The organism is Streptomyces sp. NPDC111656 (genome assembly GCF_055656965.1).
Map to the genome: position 1 here is coordinate 41,065 of NZ_JBVKCA010000008.1, position 18,188 is coordinate 59,252.

Genomic DNA, 18,188 nt, shown 5'->3' on the forward strand with positions numbered 1-18,188 from the left:
GGGGCTTCAGCCCGCGCTCTGCTCCTCCGCCAGGATGCGGTCCAGCGCCTCGTCGAGATGGGCGTCGAAGTCCGCGAGAGAACGCTCCTGCCCCAGTGGCACCAGCTTGTCCGTGCGGTCGAGGAAGGCCACGAGCGGCGCCGCCCCGGACCGGAACAGCGCGTGGTCGCCCCCCACCTGGAGCCGGATCAGCACCTCACCGAACGCCTCCGGGTCGGCGGGCGCGATGTGCACATCCCCGTCACCGCACGGCCGCCCTACGCCGTCGATCAGCAACTCCCGCCCGAACGCCCAGGTCACAGGGGCGTCGCCGGGCAAGTGGAAGGTCAGCCGCACGGCGTAGGGATCACAGGTCTCGTATCGCAGCTCCACCGGAATGCGGAAAGAGAGCTCCTCCGAAACGAGGAAGCTCATCATGACCTCTGCCTGTACCGACTCGCGCATCGCCTACCCCGTCGTTTTGCCGTCGACCGGCCAGGAATCATCCCCCTGACTCTGCTGAAATATTGCTCAACGTGCACACGAGATCACAAGGAGTGAGTTTTCAGATGCTGATAGAGATCGCGAGTGTCCCCAGTAGTCTGCCGATCTCGCCTTGCAATTGGTGCGCCGCGGGCAGCAGTCGGTCGGCCTGGTGAAGAGGGAGAGAAAAGGCCATGGCGGCGGCAGTTGTGCCGACCGTGAGGGGAAGGGCCGCACAGACCGTGCCCAGCGCATATTCCTGGCGCTCGATGACGGGCTCCATCCGTCCCGTCCGCTCCAGCCGCCGCAGCAGACTGACGTTGTCACGCACCGTATAGGGAGTGATCGACTGCACGGGGTAGCGGTCGAGATGATCCCGGCGGGCCTTCTCGTCGAGCTGGGACAGCAGACACTGGCCGATCGCATGGGCGTGTCCCGTCTCCCTGAAGTCCGCCCACTCCTCCACCGCCGGATTCCCTGGGGTGTCGGCGACACACATGACCTCGATCTCACCCTCGCGGTAGACCGCGTAGTACACGGGCGCACCGATCGAATCGCGCCACTGGGCGAGCGTCTCGCTCACCGTGGTGCGACGTTTCTGCTGCGCTCCGCTACTGCCCAACCGCTCGGCAGCCTCCCCGAGGAAGAACAGCCCCTTCTCACGGCACAGATAGCCCTCGTGGACCAGGGTCCGCAGCAGGTGGTAGGCCGTCGGCAGCGCGAGCCCGGCCTCCCGGGCGAGCTGCTTCGCGGGCGCCCCGTTCTGGCGCGCGGCAACGGCCTCCAGCAGGCGCATCGCCCGCTGCACGGAGCCGATCAGGGTCGTGGGATGCGGCTCCGGCGAGACGGCTCGCAGGGGAGGAGTGCGCACCTCCGGCAGGGGGGTACGCGCCTCGGCGGGCGAGGTGCGCGGTTGGGTGGGTGGGAGACGTGTCCCCGCGGAAGCGCTGGACCGCTGGAGGGGTGGGGCGGGTGATTGTGCGGGTGCGGTGTCAACCGTGGCCAAGGGGCACTCCCGAAGCGCGAGGGGAACCGCCCGTGCGGGGGGACACGGGAGGGGGCTGTGCGCTGCCCGCGGGGGGTCGGCCCCGCGTCGAATTCCGGACTGTAACCGCCCATCACCGCATGCAGACGGCCTCGCCGGAAAACTTCCCTCGGCCGAGGGAACCTTGAGTTCCCTTTCCTGACCTGCCCGTTACCCGTTACTCACCCGGTTGTGTCTCACCAGTCGCTGCGTGACGACGAACTCGACATGAACTTCCGTACCACGTAGATCAATCCGCCGACGAGGGCGACGAAGATCAGGACCTTGAAAAGCAGGCCGATCAACACACTGAGCACGCTGACTATCACCGTGCCGAACACGACCAGAGCGATGACCGGCACCGCGATCCACTTCACCCACCACGGCATCCCGCCGAAGATCTCTCGCATCGCCCTTGTCCTTAGCCTCTCTACGCCCGTGGCCCCAAGTCCGGGACTCCGATTCCGGGTTCTGTGATGTCCTGCATTCGATGCTAGGGCCGCGAAGGTGCCGACGGGGGCCCCGCACCCCTTGTCCTCCCCTGACCGTCCCCCTAGGGAACCCTGAGACCCCCGTCAGCTCTCGGGCGGAGAGAACACCACCAGAACCCGCAGATCCTCGGTGATGTGGTGGAACTTGTGGGCGACCCCCGCGGGTACGTAGACGACGCTGCCACGCGCGACCTGGGTGGTCTCCAGGCCGACCGTGATCGAAGCGCGGCCGCTCACGACGAAGTACACCTCGTCCTGCTGGTGCGGCTTCTGCGGGTCGGGCGCACCCGCGTCGAGCGCGTACAGGCCGACCGACATGTTCCGTTCACGCAGAAACTGCAGATAAGCACCGTCGTTGGCGGCCCGTTCCGCCTCCAGTTCGTCCAGCCGGAATGCCTTCATCGCCCTCGTCCGCTCCCGTGCTCCGAAAGCTGTGTCCACAGCCTTGCTCGCCAGTCGATCTCTTCTGCCACGATCAGACACATGAAGAATTTCGTAGTCAAGACGATCGCCAACGCGGGGGCCCTGGCCGTCGCGGTGTGGCTGCTCGACAAGATCACCCTGACAGGGACCAGCACCGGCAAGAAGGTCGGCACGCTGCTGGTGGTCGCCCTGGTCTTCGGTCTGGTGAACTTCCTGGTCAAGCCGGTGGTGAAGGTGCTGACCTTCCCGCTCTTCATTCTGACGCTCGGCCTGATCACCCTCGTGGTCAACGCCCTGATGCTGCTGCTCACCTCGTGGCTGGCCGGCAAGCTCGACCTCAGTTTCCATGTGGAGGGCTTCTGGACCGCCGTGGTGGGCGGCCTGATCATCTCGGTCGTGTCCTGGGCGCTCAATGTCGTGCTGCCCGACGGCGAGGACTGAGAGCGTCCGATGTCCTATCGCGTCTGTTTCGTCTGTACCGGCAACATCTGCCGCTCGCCGATGGCCGAGTCCGTCTTCCGTGCCCGCATAGAAGAAGCCGGACTCGACGGCCTGGTAGAGGTCGACAGCGCGGGCACGGGCGGCTGGCACGAGGGCGACGGTGCGGACTCGCGCACCGTCGCCGTCCTGGAGGCGGCCGGCTACGAGAGCGGCCATGCGGCCCGTCAGTTCCACGCCTCGTGGTTCTCCCGCCTCGACCTCGTGATCGCCCTCGACTCCGGCCACCTCACGGCCCTGCGCCGGCTCGCGCCCACTCCCGAGGACGCGGCGAAGGTCCGGCTGCTGCGGTCGTACGACCCCGACGCGGGCGACGACCTGGACGTTCCCGATCCGTATTACGGACCCATGGACGGCTTCGAGGAGTGTCTTGAGATGGTGGAGGCGGCGAGCCCCGGACTGCTCGCCGCTGTACAGCAAGAACTGGAGGGACGGGCAGCATGACGTCAGGGGACTTCGTCACGGGAAGCGGCGACGGCACACGAGCGGTACGGGCGGGGCTGCCCGACCCCGTCAAATACGAGCCGACGCTTCCGGGCCCGGTCTTCGCCGCGCACTTCCATCTGCCGGGCGATCCGACCGGCCCGTACACCTACGGTCGTGACGAGAACCCGACCTGGACGCTCCTGGAGCGTGCCATCGGCGAGTTGGAGGCGCCCGGGCAGGACGGTGTCACGACACTCGCCTTCCCCTCCGGGATGGCCGCCATCTCGGCGGTGCTCTTCTCCCAGCTGAAGGCCGGAGACGTGGTGGTCCTGCCCGTCGACGGCTACCAGGTGCTGCCACTGGTGCGCGAGCAGCTCACCGCGTACGGCATCGAGGTACGCACCGCCCCGACCGGCGGCGACGCCCAGCTCAAGGTGCTCGACGCCGCGAAGCTGCTGTGGATCGAGACCCCGTCGAACCCGGGGCTCGACGTCTGCGACGTACGACGCCTCGTCGCGGCGGCCCACGCGCAGGGCACCCTCGTCGCGGTCGACAACACCCTGGCGACTCCGCTCGGGCAGCGCCCGCTGGAGCTGGGTGCCGACTTCTCGGTCGCCAGCGGCACCAAGATGCTCACCGGGCACGGCGACATCCTGCTCGGATACGTCACCGCGCTCGACGCCGACCTGATGGCGCCCGTGCGGCGCTGGCGGAAGATCGTCGGAGCGATCCCCGGGCCCATGGAGGCCTGGCTGGCCCATCGCTCCCTCGCCACGCTCCAGCTGCGTGCCGACCGGCAGAACGCCAACGCCCTGGTGATCGCCGAGGCGCTGCGCGGTCGGCCCGAGGTGACCGGGCTGCGCTATCCGGGACTGCCCGACGATCCCTCACACAAGATCGCCTCGCAGCAGATGCGGCGCTTCGGATGCGTGGTGTCCTTCACACTGCCCACGCGCTCGCGGGCCGACCGTTTCCTCGATGCGCTGCGCCTGGTGGACGACGCGACGAGTTTCGGCGGGGTGCGGTCCACCGCCGAGCGGCGCGGCCGGTGGGGCGGCGACGCCGTGCCGGAGGGCTTCATCCGTTTCTCGGCCGGCGCCGAGGACCCCGAGGACCTGGTGGCCGACGTACTGCGCGCGCTCGACGAATCCGCGGAGTGACCCCTACCTGAACGACCGGTGAGTATCGTGCGGAATCCGTCCAGGCTGTCCGCTTAGTACCTCGCTACGTACAACGGACGGTCCGAGCCTCCCCCCTCGTGGCTCGGACCGTCCCGGTTCTGCGCGCGAAGAACCGCGCGAACAAGGCTAGTTGACTCTGTGTCAGTGTCCAATCACAGTAGCGACAGAGACCTATCGACTTATTTATAGTTGGGGCTCGGTCGGGGGTGCTGAGAGGGGAGGGGCACCATGGATTTGGCCCTGTTGCGCACATTTCTGACCGTGCACCGGGCCGGTTCCTTCACTCGCGCTGCCGCGCTGCTCGGTCTCTCGCAGCCTGCCGTCACCTCACAGATCCGCACGTTGGAGCGGCAGTTGGGGCGACCGCTCTTTCTTCGCCAGGCCCGTGGGGTGACCCCCACGACGATCGGTGACGAGCTCGCCCACAAGGCCGCGCCGCATCTCGACGCCCTGGTGGAGATCGCCGAGACCGGACTCGACGAGGACTCGTCACTGCGCACCCTGCATCTGGCCGGGCCACCGGAGTTCACCGCCGAGCGGGCGCTGCCCGCGCTCACGGAGCTGACGGGCGAGGACGGCCAGGGTTTCGCGCTGCGCGCCTCCTTCGGCAACGCCGAGGAGACACTGGAAGGGCTCGCCGCCGGACATCATGATCTGGCCATCACCACGGCCCGTCCCCGTGGCACCCTGCTCACCGCGACTCCGCTCTGCGACGAGGAGCACGTGCTGGTCGCCGCCCCGCGCTGGGCCGCCCGTATAGGTGCGGGAAAGCTCCGCCGAAAGGGCTCGCCGGCCCTGGAGAACTTCCCCGTGGTCGAAGTGCACGAGTCGCTGCCGCTCGTCGCCCGCTACTGGGCATCCGTCTTCGACTCCCATCCGGCCGCTTCGGGCACCGTCGTCGTCCCCGATCTGCGCGCCGTGCTCGCCTGCGCCGCCACGGGCGCGGGCCTCGCGGTGCTGCCCCGGTATCTGTGCGCCGGAGCCCTGGAACGGGGTGACGTGGTCGCGCTTCTCGACCCGGCGGTGCCTCCGCTGCGTACGTACTTCCTGGTGGTCCGCACCGGCACGCTGGCCATGCCGCACATCGCACGGGCGCATGACTGGCTGCTCCACGCCGCGGCCGACTGGTCCTGATGCCCCCCGAGCCTCCCCGGGCTCCCTGAGCCTCCCAGGGGGCTTTCTGGGCCCTTCCTGAGTGCCTCGGGGCTCCGCGATGTTTCACGTGGAACCAGCCGGGCCACATTTCTCCCATGACCGTCCGACCCGTGGTCAAGCGCACCGCCCGCGCCGTCCTGCTCGATGGCAACGACCTGATCTTGATCAAGCGCACCAAACCCGGCGTCGATCCCTACTGGCTGACACCGGGTGGCGGGGTCGAACCGGAAGACACGACTGTCGTCGACGCACTCCATCGTGAGGTGCACGAGGAACTCGGTGCCAAGATCACCGATGTGGTGCCCTGCTTCGTCGACACCGTCGAGCACATCGGTGATGACGGCGGCGCGACCGGCGTGAAAGTGCAGCACTTCTTCGTCTGCCGTCTGGAGTCCATGGATCCGTCCCAGCGGCACGGCCCCGAGGTGGACGAGCCCTGCGGCGAGTACGAGATCGTGCGGGTCCCGTTCACCCGGGTCGGCATCGCCTCCGTCCACCTCGTACCGCTGTCCCTGCGGCACTATCTCGACGGGAACATCGAAGGCGTACGGGCGATGCACGCACCGGACCTGGGCTGAGGCTCTTCGGGCCGGGGTCGTGACCCCGTCTGCCGGATGGACCCGGTCAGTCCCCTGCTGCGACGAGTTCCTCGACCGAGTCGTGGCGTATGCGGTCCGACGGGATGCCCGCTTCCCTCAGAGCGTCCACCCCGCTGCGGATCATGCCGGGTGGCCCCGAGAGATAGGCGTCGTACTCGTTCCACGGGCCGTACTCGCGTACGGCGTCGGGCAGATGGAGATGCGCCCGCTGGTCGACGACCGGGCGTACGGCAAGCCATGGGTGGCTCTGCTGCAGCCGCAGCATCGTGTCGATGTCGTACAGGTCGTGATCGGTGCGGGCACCGTAGAAGACCTCGACCGGCCGCCGCTCCCCGTGCTCGGCAACGTCCTCGACCAGCGCCTTGATGGGCGCGATGCCGGTGCCGCCGCCGAGGCAGAGCAGTCCGCTGTCGGTGGTGTGATCGACGGTCATCGATCCGGCCGGCGGCCCGAGCCGGATGATGTCGCCGGGACGGGCACGGTGCACCAGCGCGTTGGAAACCCAGCCCGCCGGGACCGCCTTCACATGGAAGGACAGCAGTCCGTCGGACCGGGGCGCCGAGGCGAAGGAGTAGTGCCGCCATATACGCGGCCACCACGGTGTCTCCAGGCTTGTGTACTGCCCGGCGAGGAAGGGGTACGGCTGGTCGGGGCGGACCGTGATGACGGCGATGTCCGGCGTCCTGAGGTCGTGTGCGACGACTTCGGCGTACCACCAGGCCGGGGCGCGCAACTCGTCCGCGGCCGCCGCGTCGATCATCACCTGGGAGATCGTCGTGTACGCGCGCACCCACGCCGCCTCGGTCTCGGCGTCCCAGATCGCCGAGGCGAACCGGCTGAGCGAGCCGATGAGGCACTCACCGACGGCCGGGTAGTGCTCGGGCCGGGTGCCGTACTTACGGTGGCCACGGCCGAGGTTCTGCAGGTAGTCGACGAGAACCGGAGTGTTGTCGATGTGTTCGGCGGCCGTCAGCAGCGCCTTGAGCAGTCGGTCTCGCTGGGTGTCCATCGCCGCGGGGAACAGCGGCCGTAGATCCGGGTGGCGCACGAAGAGGAGTGCGTAGAAGTAGGAAGTGACCTTGTCGGCGACGGGGCCGACCTCGGCCATGGTCCGGCGGATGAGCACGGCGTCCGGAGACGGCTGCGGAGTGGGGGCGGACCTCTGGTCGGGCAACCGCGGCTCCGGGCCGGACGGTCCCGGCTCGGGCGGCGAGGGCGCCTGAAGGGAGACGGGAGGCTCCGGCGACCGCGGCTTCTGAAAGGGCTCGGGCGGCTCGGGCGACCGCGGCCTGTCGAAGGGAGCCGGAGGTTCAGGCAACCGAGGCCCGTCGAAGGGCGTAGGAGGCTCGCGAAGCCGCTGCTCCTGGACCGGGACCCGAGGCTCGGCAAGGCGCTGCTCCTGGGAGGGTACACGCGGCTGTGAGCCGGGGCCGGACTGCTCATACCCGGGATCCGTCCGCTCCCGCCCGAACACGGACTGCTCCGGGCCGGCATCAAACTGTGCAGAGGAGCCGTGGTCGGGCACGGCCGGACCTGACCACGGCCGAGCGGACGTGTGGGCGGGCTCCGGCTCGGGGGGTGGGGCCTCAGTGGGCGCGGCCTGCTGGAAGGTCGGCTCTGCCTCCGCGGCGGAGGATATTCGTTCCTGCTGTGTCGTTCCCCGACCCGCGGCGGGTCGGCCGACCGGGCGCATCGCTGCCAGACGGCGGCCGTCGGCGGGCTCCTTCTCCCCATCGGACGCCAGTGGTTCCTTGCGCGGCGTGAACCAGCCGCCCCCGCCATTGCCTCCGGAAGTGCCGTTGTCGGCCGACGCGGTGGTCGGAGCGTCCATGGTGTGCCTCGCCTCGAACATCTTTCGGTCGGTCTGCGCACTTCCGTGGTCGGAAGATGCCTACTTTCCCCCGTAGACGACTTGCTTTCCTGCCCCGTTCAGTCCCCACCGGCCAATGCAGCCATATTCAACCCGGATTGCCACTCTCTACGGACAAGTAAGGCGAGAATGTGACATTGGCCGCACTACCCTCACTGCAGCATCCCACTCCGAGCCAGCACCCGGACGCATAACGGAAAATACGGGTCTTCGATCTCTCCGTCCCGTTACGCTGCATTGGCCTGCGTTCGTGCCCCACGAGACGTGCGTACATCACGATGGACGCGAACCGGAGTCGACCATACCGGCAGCCGACCCACAAACAAGTACCCCCCGCCTTCCGCCCGAAGATGGGGCGCCCCACTCTCAACTGCCGTAATTACAAGGCGCGTCGGATCAATTCATAGGCATCCCACAGGTCCCGTCCCACGTAGGAGTGCGTGGCAAGGCCTGCCAGATGCCGATCCGCATTGACCGCGACAGAGACCGGCACCGTCTCGAACAGGTCCTTGTCGGACAGCGAGTCGCCATAGGCGACACAATCGGCCCGCATCACCCCGAACTCTTCACAGAGCCGGTCCGCGATCTGCACCTTCGCCGCGGCAGTGAGAATGCCCGCGAGATCAACGGGCTCGCTGAACGGCAGAGCGGGAAAGCGCGAACCGTATGCCGCATGCGCACCCCACGCCGTCAGTCGTTCGACGAAGAAAGAGGGCGAGAGGGAGATGAGGGCGCAATAGTCGCCGTTGCCTCTGATCTCCGCCCAGACGTCCTCGATGCCGGACAGCCACGGCGCGCCCGCGAAGGCCGCCGCCACATGTTCCTCCCTGAGATCCGCCCACAGGGCGTGCGCCTGTGTGGCGTACTCCGGCGGGCCGATCCGTCCTGCCGAGATCGCTTGGTCAAGCGCAACAATCTCGGCCTCCAGGCCGATCTGCCGTGAGATCTCCTGGGGTGCGGAACTCCCGTACAGCAGCGTTCCGTCAAGGTCGAAGAGATGAAGTCGTGGCATGGAAGCCGAGGCTAGCGGCCCGGGCACCTTTCGCTGTTTCACGTGAAACATCTGTCCGTGCGCTGTGGGAAGCGACGCTGCCTCCATGCCCGCGCCTGAGGCATGACATGGCCAAAAACGCATAGGACCCTGGGCAAACAGGTGGACGTCAGGGGTGGATGTCAGACAGCCTGACCTGCGTGTCGACACCTTCCCCCGCCCTTCTGCCCATCCGCCGACTGACGCCTCGCGATCTCACCGCCTGCGCCGATTTGTCAGAGAACCGGGGGTGGCCCCGTGAGGAACACAAGTGGGGTCTGCTCCTCACCGCCGGGACGGGCTACGGCATCGACGACCCCGACGGCGGTCTCGTCACCGCCTGCGTCGTGACCAAGTACGGAACGCCGGAGAGGCTTGAACTGGGAGCGATCGGAATGGTGCTGGTCGCCGAGCGGCATGCCCGCCAGGGTGTCGGTCGACGCCTGATGCGGCATGTCGTGGCAGAGACGGGCACCACCCCGCTGACCCTGCACGCGACTCCTCATGGCCGACCGCTCTACGAGGAGCTGGGCTTCAAGGTCACGGGCCGCGCCGAGATGGTCCGTGGCCACTTCGTCCCTGGCGGGCCGGACCCGAAGGTGGCCACGCGCCCCGCCACCGCCGAGGATCTGACCACGATTCTTCGGCTCGACGCCGAGGTCTTCGGTTCCGACCGCACGCATGTGATCACGCGGCTGCCCGCCTTCTCCGACCAGTTGCGTGTCGCCGTGGAGAACGGCCGGATCATCGGCTACGCGGCGGCCTGGCCCAACATGCACACCCATGTGGTGGGTCCACTGATCGCCCGTGACACCAAGACGGCGAAGGCACTCATCGCCTCGCTCGCCGCCCACACCGACCGCCCGCTGCGCACCGACATCGACGTACGGCACGAAGAGCTGCTGTCCTGGGCGAAGGAACACGGCCTGGAACCCACGAGCTTCAACGCGGTCATGACGTACGGGATCTCGGAGTTGCCCGGGGACTGGACGCGACGCTTCGCTCCGCTCACGGTGGCGGCGGGCTGAGAGCCGCCGGGTGCAGTCGCATCCACCGCCCGGAGAATCACTCACCGCGTAGAGAAGCGCCGGTCCCCGCCGTCTGTGGGGGACCGGCGCTTGTCTACGAGGGTGCGGTCAGACGAGCGTCTCCACCGCCGCGACGGCGAAGTCGTGGTCCTGGTCGGGCGCTCCGCCACCGACCCCGATCGCCCCGATCAGACGACCGTCGCGACGGACCGGAACACCGCCCGCGATGAACAGGAGGGGGCGGTCGAGCGCGGTGGGCAGGGTGTGGAAGAGGCCGCCGGGCTGGACGGCGTCGACCAGTTCCCTGGTGGCGGAGTCCAGCTGGAGGGCCGTGTAGGCCTTGCGCGTGCTGGTCTCGCCGGAAATCAGTACGGCGCGGTCGTCGCGCCGGAAGGCGAGCAGATGGCCGCCCGCGTCGAGGACGGTGACGCTGACCGTGACTCCGGCGGCCTCGGCGGCACGGTGGGCCGCGGAGACGAGAGCCTCGGCGTCCTGGATGGTCAGCGGAGCAACGGCGACGGTGGTGCTGGTCATAAGAGACTTTCTCCTTGAGGTGCTGTTCGGGTGTGGCCGATCAGGGTGGTGGGCTCAGCCGTGAGGGGCCGGCTGCTACTCGGTGACTCAGTGGTGGACGGCGGTCCGCTGCTCGATGGGCGGGCTTGCGGCGGCGACGGTGCCGGCGGCCTCGGCTCGGCGCTCCAGGGCTGCCGAGACGACGGCGAGAACCAGGGCTCCCGCGGCGAGCGCCGCGCCGACCCAGTTGGGGGCGGTGTAACCGAGGCCGGCTGCGATGACGAGGCCACCGAGCCAGGCCGAGAGGGCGTTGCCGAGATTGAAGGCACCTATGTTCACGGCCGAGGCCAGGGTGGGGGCACCGTGAGCCTGGTCGAGGACGCGCTTCTGCAGCGGCGGCACGGTCGCGAACCCGAGGGCGCCGATCAGCGCGATCGTGAGGGCCGCGAGGATCTTGTTGTGCGTGGTCACCGTGAACAGGGCGAGCACGATGGCGAGGCCGCCCAGGGACACGTACAGCATCGGCATCAGGGCGCGGTCGGCGAACCTGCCTCCGATGAGGTTTCCGACGACCATGCCGAGGCCGAAGAGGACCAGCAGCCAGGTGACGGAGGTGTCGGCGAAGCCGGCGACGTGGGTCATCATCGGCGCGATGTAGGTGATGGCCGCGAAGACACCTCCGAAGCCGAGCACGGTCATCGCCATGGCCAGCAGGACCTGGACGTTCTTGAAGGCAGCGAGCTCGTGGCGAAGATGCACACCCTCGGGCTTCGGCATCTCGGGGACCAGCTTGGCGATACCGAGCAGACCGATCACTCCGAGCGCGGCGACTCCGGCGAAGGTGACCCGCCAGCCCGCGGACTGCCCGATCAACGTACCCAGGGGGACACCGACCACATTGGCGATGGTGAGACCGCTGAACATCATGGCGATCGCTCCGGCCTTCTTCTCCGGCGCGACAAGCTCGGCGGCGACGACCGATCCGATGCCGAAGAACGCGCCGTGGGCGAGAGAGGCGACGACTCGGCCCGCCAGCATCAGCCCGAAGGCCGGGGCGACGGCGGAGAGCAGGTTGCCGACGACGAACAACCCCATCAGCAGCATCAGCATCCGCTTGCGGGACACCTTCGTGCCGAGCGCGGTCATGATCGGGGCGCCGATCACCACGCCGAGGGCATAGCCGGTCACCAGCAGTCCGGCCGTGGGGATGGAGACACCGAAGTCTCCGGCGACCTCAGGCAGCACACCCATGATCACGAACTCGGTGGTTCCGATTCCGAAGGCCCCGATCGCGAGGGCCAGAAGCGCGAGAGGCATGGTGGGGACACCTTCCCAAACGATTGCAGGAGCGCTTTGCGTGCGTTCACAATAGTTGCACACGCGGTATAAATGCAAGAGCGGACTATTGCGCCCGTGCTCTACCCTGGTGTCAGCTGCTCCGGGACGGAGGAACACGCCATGACAGCCACGGACCCCGCTCTCACCGCCCTTGCTCAGGGGTGGTGCGCCCTCTCCCTGCTGCACGGGAGGATCGAGGCCCACATCGAGCGCGCCCTGCAGACCAAGCACGACCTCAGCGTGAGGGAGTACTCCCTGCTCGACGTGCTCAGCCGACAGCACGACGGCGAAGGTGGTCACCTGCAGATGAAGCAGGTCGCGGACGCGGTCGTGCTCAGTCAGAGCGCCACCACACGGCTCGTCACCCGGCTCGAGGACCGTGGTCTGCTTGCCCGCTATCTGTGCCCGACCGACCGCCGCGGCATCTACACGAATGTCAGCGAGGCCGGCCTCAAGCTCCTCGAAGAGGCACGGCCCACCAATGACACCGCCCTGCGCGAGGCGCTCGACGAAGCGGCCAAGTCCCCCGAACTGGCCCCACTGGTCCGCGTCGTGGAGTCGGCGAGTGTGTCCGCCTAGGCAGGGACGACCTCCCGTCCCCCTGCCGGGTGCCCACACAGCCCGTACAGGTGCCTGGATACGCTGTGGCCATGGGAGATCTTGAGATTCGACCGGCCGCTTCGGACGATGTCCCCGCCATCGTCGCGATGCTCGCCGATGATCCGCTTGGCGCCCAGCGGGAGTCACCCGACGACCTGACCCCCTACCTGGCCGCACTTGAGCGGCTGAGCGCCGACCCGAATCAGCACCTGGTGGTCGCGGTGCGCGAGGGACGCGTCGTCGGCACCCTGCAGCTCACGGTCCTTCCCGGGCTGTCCCGCAAGGGCTCGACCCGTGCTCTCATCGAGGGCGTGCGCATCCACTCCGACGAACGCGGCAGCGGTCTCGGCACCTGGTTCATCGAGTGGGCGATCGAGGAATCCCGGCGGCAGGGATGCCAGTTGGTCGAGCTGACCTCCGACGCCACCCGCACTGACGCCCACCGCTTCTACGAGCGGCTCGGCTTCACGGCCTCACACGTGGGCTTCAAGCTGGCGCTCTGAGCCACCTGTGTACGCCGGGGGTCCGTTTCACGTGAAACAGACCCCCGCATGACAGCGGCTACTGAATCCCTCGCCAGCCCTCGGGGTCCACTCCACCCGGCACAGGAGCGCCCTCGTCGTACGGCTGACGCGTGAAGACGAACGAACCGAGGTCGAGGTGACTCAGGGACCCGTCCGGGCGCCGTACGGCCCGTAGCGGCTCCCCCATGTAGTAGCCGTCGAGTCCCGTCCAGGTCCCGTCACCGTTCGCCCGGAAGCGCGAACCGCGGCCACCCCCGGCCAGCGGGCCCAGCTCGACCATGCCATCGGCCCTCAGACGAAGCGCGCACGCCTGGGTACCCCAGTACCAGGGGCCGGCCAACTCCAGGACGGACTGATCGACTTCGGCGGCCGGACGCCATGGCTCGGGAATGCGCGGCTCGGCCTCGGCGACGATCCGTACGAGATCGGTGGCCACGGTCAGCGCCCGCGGACCGGAGGTGCAGTTGGACAGCACCACCGCCGCCACGTCGTCCTCCACACCGATCGCGAGTGCCGCAAGGAAGCCTGGCAACGACCCCGAGTGGCCCACCAGGATGCGGCCCGACCGATGCAGCACCTGCAGTCCCAGCCCGTAGGAGTCCCCCGAGGCGAGCTGATCGGCCTCCAAGGGGGCCGCGGGCGTACGCATCTCCCGCAGGGACTCCGCGCTGAGCACCGCCGCGTGCCCCGTGGCCAGGAAGACGGCGAAGCGTGCCAAGTCCCCCGTGGTGGACCACAGTTGCCCGGCCGGAGCCATCCGGCCGAGGTCCTCGCAGGGCTCCGGCATCATGACGTCCGCCCACGGATGCACGGCCCAGCCGCCCGCATGGGGCGCCTGCGGCTGCCCACTCGTGCGGTGCAGGCCCAGCGGGTCGAGCACCTCGCGCCGCAGGGCCTCTTCCCAGGGAACCCCCCTGAGTTCCTCGATCAGTGCGCCCAGCAAGGTGTAGCCGGGGTTCGAGTAGTGATGCAGCCGCCCGGCCGGATGCAGGAAGGGCTGCTCACCCAGCACGTCGGAGAGCTCGGGGCGCAGCGAACCGGGTGTGCGTTCCCACCAGGGGCCGGGAGTCTCGGCCGCCAGCCCGGCGGTGTGCGCGAGGAGCTGGGCGATGGTGGCCTCCCCCGCACCGGTGCCCGGAAGATGCTTCTCCAGCGGGTCGCCCAGGTCGAGCAGTCCCTCGTCGCGCAGCCGCAGCACCAGCACGGCCGTGAAGGTCTTGGTGATCGAACCGATCCGGTACTGCACGTTCTCGTCCGGTCCGTGCCCGTCCACCGAGGTGCGCGACCCGTGCCACACCGGCTCCCCGCCCCGGACGACCGCCGCGACCAGCGACGGCGCCCGCCCCTCGGCCTGAGCGGCGGCGATGCGGTGCAACAGAGCCCGGCGCGTGCCGGGTAGGAGCTTTTCCTGGGGTGTCGTCATGCCCCCAGTCCACCCGGCCCGGCACCGCACGTCGAGTGCATTTCCCCGAAGACCGGGCGCATGTCTTCCGCACCGCGCCCAGGAGGGTGGATCAGGTCTGTGCCATGTCCACGAAGCGCGAGTAGTGACCCTGGAAGGCCACGGTGATCGTGGCCGTCGGGCCGTTACGGTGCTTGCCGACGATGATGTCCGCCTCGCCCGCGCGCGGTGACTCCTTCTCGTAGGCGTCCTCGCGGTGCAGCAGGATCACCATGTCCGCGTCCTGCTCGATCGATCCGGATTCACGCAGGTCGGAGACCATGGGCTTCTTGTCCGTGCGCTGTTCGGGACCACGGTTGAGCTGCGACAGCGCGATCACCGGCAGCTCCAGCTCCTTGGCCAGCAGCTTCAGGTTTCGCGACATGTCGGAGACCTCCTGCTGTCGGCTCTCGGACCGCTTGCCGCCCGACTGCATCAGTTGCAGATAGTCGATGACGACGAGCTTCAGATCGGCGCGCTGCTTGAGGCGCCGGCACTTGGCGCGGATCTCCATCATGGACAGGTTCGGGGAGTCGTCGATGTAGAGCGGTGCGGCCGAGACGTCGGGCATCCGGCGCGCGAGTCGCGTCCAGTCCTCGTCGGTCATCGTGCCGGATCGCATGTGGTGCAGGGCCACGCGGGCTTCGGCCGACAGCAGGCGCATCGCGATCTCGTTGCGCCCCATTTCGAGCGAGAAGATCACGCTGGGCATGTTGTGCTTGATCGAACAGGCCCGCGCGAAGTCCAGCGCCAGCGTCGACTTACCCATCGCGGGACGAGCCGCGATGATGATCATCTGGCCCGGGTGCAGACCGTTCGTGAGCGAGTCGAGGTCGGTGAAGCCGGTCGGCACACCGGTCATCTCCCCCGACCGTGAACCGATCGCCTCGATCTCGTCGAGCGCGCCCTCCATGATGTCGCCCAGCGGCAGGTAGTCCTCGGTGGTGCGCTGCTCGGTGACCGCGTAGATCTCGGCCTGGGCGGTGTTGACGATCTCGTCCACGTCGCCGTCGGCCGCGTATCCCATCTGTGTGATGCGCGTGCCGGCCTCGACCAGGCGGCGCAGGACCGCGCGCTCATGGACGATCTCCGCGTAGTACTCGGCGTTCGCCGCCGTGGGGACCGTCTGGACGAGGGTGTGCAGATACGAGGCACCACCGACCTTGGTGATCTCACCCCGCTTGGTGAGCTCGGCCGCGACCGTGATCGGGTCGGCCGGCTCGCCCTTCGCGTACAGATCGAGGATCGCGGTGTAGATGGTCTCGTGGGCGGGCCGGTAGAAGTCGTGGCCCTTGATGACCTCGACGACGTCGGCGATGGCGTCCTTGGACAGGAGCATGCCACCGAGAACGGACTGCTCGGCATCGAGGTCCTGGGGAGGTACGCGCTCGAAGGACGAACCTCCGCCTTCCCACGGCCCGTTGTCCCGGTCGCGGTCGTGCTGTTCGTCACGGCCCCGGCCACCCTCGCGGCCTCGGCGGGAAGCGGGCAGACGATCACTGGGACCGCTGTCGGCCCACGGGTCGTCCAAAGGCTCGGAGATACTCACCGAGCCACCTCCTCCCGTCCGCCGAGCGGACCTAACCGTGCCTCTCATTTCTACGGCACGGCACTGACAACTGAGAGGCCCAACTCCGGTTCTGACGTGTCGGTTTTGCGAGGTTTCCGAGGGCAGAAAAGAGAGCGGGCGCCGCACCACGTTAGGCCCGCGGGCACCGACAGCCAATCTGGTTATCCACAGGCCATGTGGACGACGGCCCGGATGCTGTGGAGAACTCCACAAAACCTGTGCACGACCCGGTGGACAGGCCTGTGAACAAGCCCTCAACCACTCGAAAGAAACCGCCCTGACCTGCTCGTTAACCATCCACCGGCTGTGCAGAAGAAAAACTTTCCCGGTCGGACAAAGATCGCTGCAAACGGTACACGGCGACACGCCCGACGGGAGCACAGGTAATGGTCACTATCACGTTGCATCTCTTACCTGTGGAAGATTAGATTGGTGCCCATGACACAGGCTCCCCCGGCACCCGAGGCCGCCCGACGCCGGCACGACCGAGAGATCGTCGCGCTGGCCGTTCCGGCCTTCGGCGCACTCGTCGCCGAGCCTCTGTTCGTGATGGCCGACAGCGCCATCGTCGGACACCTAGGCACCGCGCAACTGGCCGGCCTCGGTGTCGCCTCCGCCCTCCTCACGACCGCCGTCAGTGTTTTCGTCTTCCTCGCGTACGCCACCACCGCCGCCGTCGCCCGACGGGTCGGCGCCGGTGATCTGCGGGCCGCGATACGCCAGGGCATGGACGGCATCTGGCTCGCGCTGCTGCTCGGCGCGCTCGTCATAGCCGCCGTCCTGCCCACGGCACCCGCCCTCGTGGAACTCTTCGGCGCCTCGCACACCGCGGCCCCGTACGCGACGACCTATCTGCGCATCTCCTCGCTCGGTATCCCCGCGATGCTCATCGTGCTCGCGTCCACCGGGGTCCTGCGCGGACTGCAGGACACGAAGACCCCCCTCTATGTCGCCGTCGGGGGCTTCGTCGCCAACGCCGCGCTCAATGCGGGCCTCGTCTACGGCGCCGGACTGGGTATCGCCGGCTCCGCCTGGGGCACCGTCATCGCCCAGTTCGGGATGGCCGCGGTGTATCTGTTCGTCGTCGTCCGCGGAGCCCGGAAGCACGGGGCCTCGCTGCGACCGGACGCCGCCGGGATACGGGCCTGCGCTCAGGCCGGTGCGCCCCTGCTCGTGCGCACGCTTTCGCTGAGGACGATCCTCATGATCGCCACGGCTGTCGCCGCACGGCTCGGGGACGCCGACATGGCCGCACACCAGATCATCCTGTCCTTGTGGAGTCTGCTCGCCTTCGCGCTCGACGCGATCGCCATCGCCGGACAGGCCATCATCGGACGCCATCTCGGTGCGAACGACGCTCAGGGTGCTCGCGAGGCCTGCCGCCGCATGGTCCAGTGGGGCATCGCTTCCGGTGTCGTCCTCGGCCTGCTGGTGATCGCCGCCCGCCCGATCTTCCTTCCCCTGTTCACCAGCGACTCGGCCGTCCAGAACACAGCGTTTCCCGCACTGGTTCTGGTGGCCGTCTCGCAACCGATCAGCGGGCTCGTCTTCGTCCTCGACGGAGTCCTGATGGGCGCGGGAGACGGGTCCTACCTGGCGTGGGCCATGCTGCTCACCCTGGTCCTCTTCACTCCCGTCGCACTGCTGGTGCCCACGCTCGGGGGCGGGCTCACCGCCCTCTGGGGAGCGATGACGCTGATGATGACGGTGAGGATGCTGACCCTGTGGCTGCGCTCCCACTCGGGACGCTGGATCGTCACGGGCGCGACGCGCTGAACCAGCGCATTGGCCGTTTCACGTGAAACGGCCGGCCCGGTCGGCCAACCCGACCTGGCCCTGCCCCTCGTCCAGGCCGTCGCCGACGCCATCCCTGTCACCCTCGCCCTCAGACCCGTTTCACGTGAAACACAGAGCAGCTGGCAGCCGAACGAACTCGCTCTCACAAACTCGCTCCTGCCGAACGAAGAAGGGCCGTACCCAGCTGGGTACGGCCCTTCTCTCGGCTATGCCGAGCG

19 protein-coding genes are annotated in these 18,188 nt (G+C 68.2%); 9 read left to right on the plus strand and 10 right to left on the minus strand.

Annotation, left to right across the window (positions count from 1 at the left end; all coding sequences use genetic code 11):
- Positions 1-6: 6 nt before the first annotated feature.
- The 4 genes from ACZ7M3_RS23875 to ACZ7M3_RS23890 all read right to left on the minus strand — a co-directional run bounded on the left by ACZ7M3_RS23875 (position 7) and on the right by ACZ7M3_RS23890 (position 2,379).
- The gene (locus ACZ7M3_RS23875; RefSeq protein ID WP_067376783.1) at positions 7-444 is read right to left on the minus strand and encodes an SsgA family sporulation/cell division regulator; all 438 of its coding nucleotides are present in this window, start codon (positions 442-444) and stop codon (positions 7-9) included.
- 100 nt (positions 445-544) lie between these two features.
- Complete coding sequence (locus ACZ7M3_RS23880; protein WP_472065906.1) at positions 545-1,270, minus strand: IclR family transcriptional regulator; 726 nt, start codon at positions 1,268-1,270, stop codon at positions 545-547.
- A gap of 413 nt (positions 1,271-1,683) precedes the next feature.
- A complete protein-coding gene (locus ACZ7M3_RS23885; protein WP_054236469.1) occupies positions 1,684-1,896 on the minus strand; it encodes a DUF5326 family protein in 213 nt (70 codons plus the stop codon).
- A gap of 165 nt (positions 1,897-2,061) precedes the next feature.
- The gene (locus ACZ7M3_RS23890; protein ID WP_095853716.1) at positions 2,062-2,379 is read right to left on the minus strand and encodes a cupin domain-containing protein; all 318 of its coding nucleotides are present in this window, start codon (positions 2,377-2,379) and stop codon (positions 2,062-2,064) included.
- Between the two features lie 81 nt (positions 2,380-2,460).
- Between ACZ7M3_RS23890 and ACZ7M3_RS23895 the strand changes: the two genes are divergently transcribed.
- The 5 genes from ACZ7M3_RS23895 to ACZ7M3_RS23915 all read left to right on the plus strand — a co-directional run bounded on the left by ACZ7M3_RS23895 (position 2,461) and on the right by ACZ7M3_RS23915 (position 6,238).
- A complete protein-coding gene (locus ACZ7M3_RS23895) occupies positions 2,461-2,841 on the plus strand; it encodes a phage holin family protein (RefSeq protein WP_054236467.1) in 381 nt (126 codons plus the stop codon).
- Positions 2,842-2,850: 9 nt separating this feature from the next.
- Entirely contained in the window at positions 2,851-3,342 is a 492-nt protein-coding gene (locus tag ACZ7M3_RS23900; RefSeq protein ID WP_097225381.1) for a low molecular weight protein-tyrosine-phosphatase, read from the plus strand.
- The gene (locus ACZ7M3_RS23905; RefSeq protein WP_472065629.1) at positions 3,339-4,484 is read left to right on the plus strand and encodes a cystathionine gamma-lyase; all 1,146 of its coding nucleotides are present in this window, start codon (positions 3,339-3,341) and stop codon (positions 4,482-4,484) included. Before ACZ7M3_RS23900 ends, ACZ7M3_RS23905 begins: the two co-directional genes overlap by 4 nt.
- 249 nt (positions 4,485-4,733) lie before the next feature.
- A complete protein-coding gene (locus tag ACZ7M3_RS23910; RefSeq protein ID WP_095853714.1) occupies positions 4,734-5,639 on the plus strand; it encodes a LysR family transcriptional regulator in 906 nt (301 codons plus the stop codon).
- Positions 5,640-5,755: 116 nt separating this feature from the next.
- Complete coding sequence (locus tag ACZ7M3_RS23915; RefSeq protein WP_067376764.1) at positions 5,756-6,238, plus strand: NUDIX domain-containing protein; 483 nt, start codon at positions 5,756-5,758, stop codon at positions 6,236-6,238.
- Between the two features lie 46 nt (positions 6,239-6,284).
- On the opposite strand, the gene ACZ7M3_RS23920 is transcribed toward ACZ7M3_RS23915, so the two are convergent.
- Both ACZ7M3_RS23920 and ACZ7M3_RS23925 read right to left on the minus strand, forming a co-directional pair.
- On the minus strand, positions 6,285-8,111 hold the full coding sequence (locus ACZ7M3_RS23920) for a globin domain-containing protein (RefSeq protein ID WP_472065630.1): 1,827 nt from the start codon (positions 8,109-8,111) through the stop codon (positions 6,285-6,287).
- A 397-nt stretch (positions 8,112-8,508) separates the two neighbouring features.
- The gene (locus ACZ7M3_RS23925) at positions 8,509-9,141 is read right to left on the minus strand and encodes an HAD family hydrolase (RefSeq protein WP_472065631.1); all 633 of its coding nucleotides are present in this window, start codon (positions 9,139-9,141) and stop codon (positions 8,509-8,511) included.
- 179 nt (positions 9,142-9,320) lie between these two features.
- Between ACZ7M3_RS23925 and ACZ7M3_RS23930 the strand changes: the two genes are divergently transcribed.
- Positions 9,321-10,187, plus strand: coding sequence for a GNAT family N-acetyltransferase (locus ACZ7M3_RS23930; protein WP_472065632.1), 867 nt, complete (start codon positions 9,321-9,323; stop codon positions 10,185-10,187).
- 108 nt (positions 10,188-10,295) lie between these two features.
- Here ACZ7M3_RS23930 and ACZ7M3_RS23935 read toward each other — a convergent pair whose 3' ends face one another.
- The gene (locus ACZ7M3_RS23935) at positions 10,296-10,721 is read right to left on the minus strand and encodes a GlcG/HbpS family heme-binding protein (RefSeq protein ID WP_351309131.1); all 426 of its coding nucleotides are present in this window, start codon (positions 10,719-10,721) and stop codon (positions 10,296-10,298) included.
- Positions 10,722-10,808: 87 nt separating this feature from the next.
- Positions 10,809-12,017 carry an MFS transporter gene (locus ACZ7M3_RS23940; RefSeq protein ID WP_472065633.1) on the minus strand — a complete coding sequence of 403 codons (1,209 nt, stop codon included), beginning with the start codon at positions 12,015-12,017 and terminating at the stop codon, positions 10,809-10,811.
- Positions 12,018-12,158: 141 nt separating this feature from the next.
- Here ACZ7M3_RS23940 and ACZ7M3_RS23945 point away from each other — a divergent pair, with 141 nt between their 5' ends.
- Positions 12,159-12,617 carry a MarR family winged helix-turn-helix transcriptional regulator gene (locus ACZ7M3_RS23945; RefSeq protein WP_060901667.1) on the plus strand — a complete coding sequence of 153 codons (459 nt, stop codon included), beginning with the start codon at positions 12,159-12,161 and terminating at the stop codon, positions 12,615-12,617.
- Positions 12,618-12,688: 71 nt separating this feature from the next.
- Positions 12,689-13,141: a GNAT family N-acetyltransferase gene (locus ACZ7M3_RS23950; RefSeq protein WP_351309138.1), complete on the plus strand. Its 453-nt coding sequence runs from the start codon at positions 12,689-12,691 to the stop codon at positions 13,139-13,141.
- A gap of 58 nt (positions 13,142-13,199) precedes the next feature.
- Here ACZ7M3_RS23950 and ACZ7M3_RS23955 read toward each other — a convergent pair whose 3' ends face one another.
- Both ACZ7M3_RS23955 and dnaB read right to left on the minus strand, forming a co-directional pair.
- On the minus strand, positions 13,200-14,585 hold the full coding sequence (locus ACZ7M3_RS23955) for a serine hydrolase domain-containing protein (protein WP_472065634.1): 1,386 nt from the start codon (positions 14,583-14,585) through the stop codon (positions 13,200-13,202).
- A gap of 91 nt (positions 14,586-14,676) precedes the next feature.
- Positions 14,677-16,152 (minus strand): replicative DNA helicase, encoded by a 1,476-nt coding sequence (dnaB, locus tag ACZ7M3_RS23960; RefSeq protein WP_054236456.1) that lies wholly within the window; start codon positions 16,150-16,152, stop codon positions 14,677-14,679.
- A gap of 459 nt (positions 16,153-16,611) precedes the next feature.
- Between dnaB and ACZ7M3_RS23965 the strand changes: the two genes are divergently transcribed.
- Positions 16,612-17,949, plus strand: coding sequence for an MATE family efflux transporter (locus tag ACZ7M3_RS23965; RefSeq protein ID WP_472065635.1), 1,338 nt, complete (start codon positions 16,612-16,614; stop codon positions 17,947-17,949).
- Positions 17,950-18,188 lie beyond the last annotated feature (239 nt).

Excerpts from the sequence above, each read along its gene's own strand:
- ACZ7M3_RS23885 (WP_054236469.1), bottom strand. The coding sequence starts at position 1,896 with ATGCGAGAGATCTTCGGCGGGATGCCGTGGTGGGTGAAGTGGATCGCG.
- ACZ7M3_RS23900 (WP_097225381.1), top strand. The coding sequence starts at position 2,851 with ATGTCCTATCGCGTCTGTTTCGTCTGTACCGGCAACATCTGCCGCTCG.
- ACZ7M3_RS23920 (WP_472065630.1), bottom strand. The coding sequence starts at position 8,111 with ATGTTCGAGGCGAGGCACACCATGGACGCTCCGACCACCGCGTCGGCC.
- ACZ7M3_RS23895 (WP_054236467.1), top strand. The coding sequence starts at position 2,461 with ATGAAGAATTTCGTAGTCAAGACGATCGCCAACGCGGGGGCCCTGGCC.
- ACZ7M3_RS23955 (WP_472065634.1), bottom strand. The coding sequence starts at position 14,585 with ATGACGACACCCCAGGAAAAGCTCCTACCCGGCACGCGCCGGGCTCTG.
- ACZ7M3_RS23940 (WP_472065633.1), bottom strand. The coding sequence starts at position 12,017 with ATGCCTCTCGCGCTTCTGGCCCTCGCGATCGGGGCCTTCGGAATCGGA.
- ACZ7M3_RS23875 (WP_067376783.1), bottom strand. The coding sequence starts at position 444 with ATGCGCGAGTCGGTACAGGCAGAGGTCATGATGAGCTTCCTCGTTTCG.
- ACZ7M3_RS23890 (WP_095853716.1), bottom strand. The coding sequence starts at position 2,379 with ATGAAGGCATTCCGGCTGGACGAACTGGAGGCGGAACGGGCCGCCAAC.
- ACZ7M3_RS23935 (WP_351309131.1), bottom strand. The coding sequence starts at position 10,721 with ATGACCAGCACCACCGTCGCCGTTGCTCCGCTGACCATCCAGGACGCC.
- ACZ7M3_RS23950 (WP_351309138.1), top strand. The coding sequence starts at position 12,689 with ATGGGAGATCTTGAGATTCGACCGGCCGCTTCGGACGATGTCCCCGCC.
- ACZ7M3_RS23910 (WP_095853714.1), top strand. The coding sequence starts at position 4,734 with ATGGATTTGGCCCTGTTGCGCACATTTCTGACCGTGCACCGGGCCGGT.
- ACZ7M3_RS23965 (WP_472065635.1), top strand. The coding sequence starts at position 16,612 with ATGACACAGGCTCCCCCGGCACCCGAGGCCGCCCGACGCCGGCACGAC.
- ACZ7M3_RS23925 (WP_472065631.1), bottom strand. The coding sequence starts at position 9,141 with ATGCCACGACTTCATCTCTTCGACCTTGACGGAACGCTGCTGTACGGG.
- ACZ7M3_RS23945 (WP_060901667.1), top strand. The coding sequence starts at position 12,159 with ATGACAGCCACGGACCCCGCTCTCACCGCCCTTGCTCAGGGGTGGTGC.
- ACZ7M3_RS23915 (WP_067376764.1), top strand. The coding sequence starts at position 5,756 with ATGACCGTCCGACCCGTGGTCAAGCGCACCGCCCGCGCCGTCCTGCTC.
- ACZ7M3_RS23905 (WP_472065629.1), top strand. The coding sequence starts at position 3,339 with ATGACGTCAGGGGACTTCGTCACGGGAAGCGGCGACGGCACACGAGCG.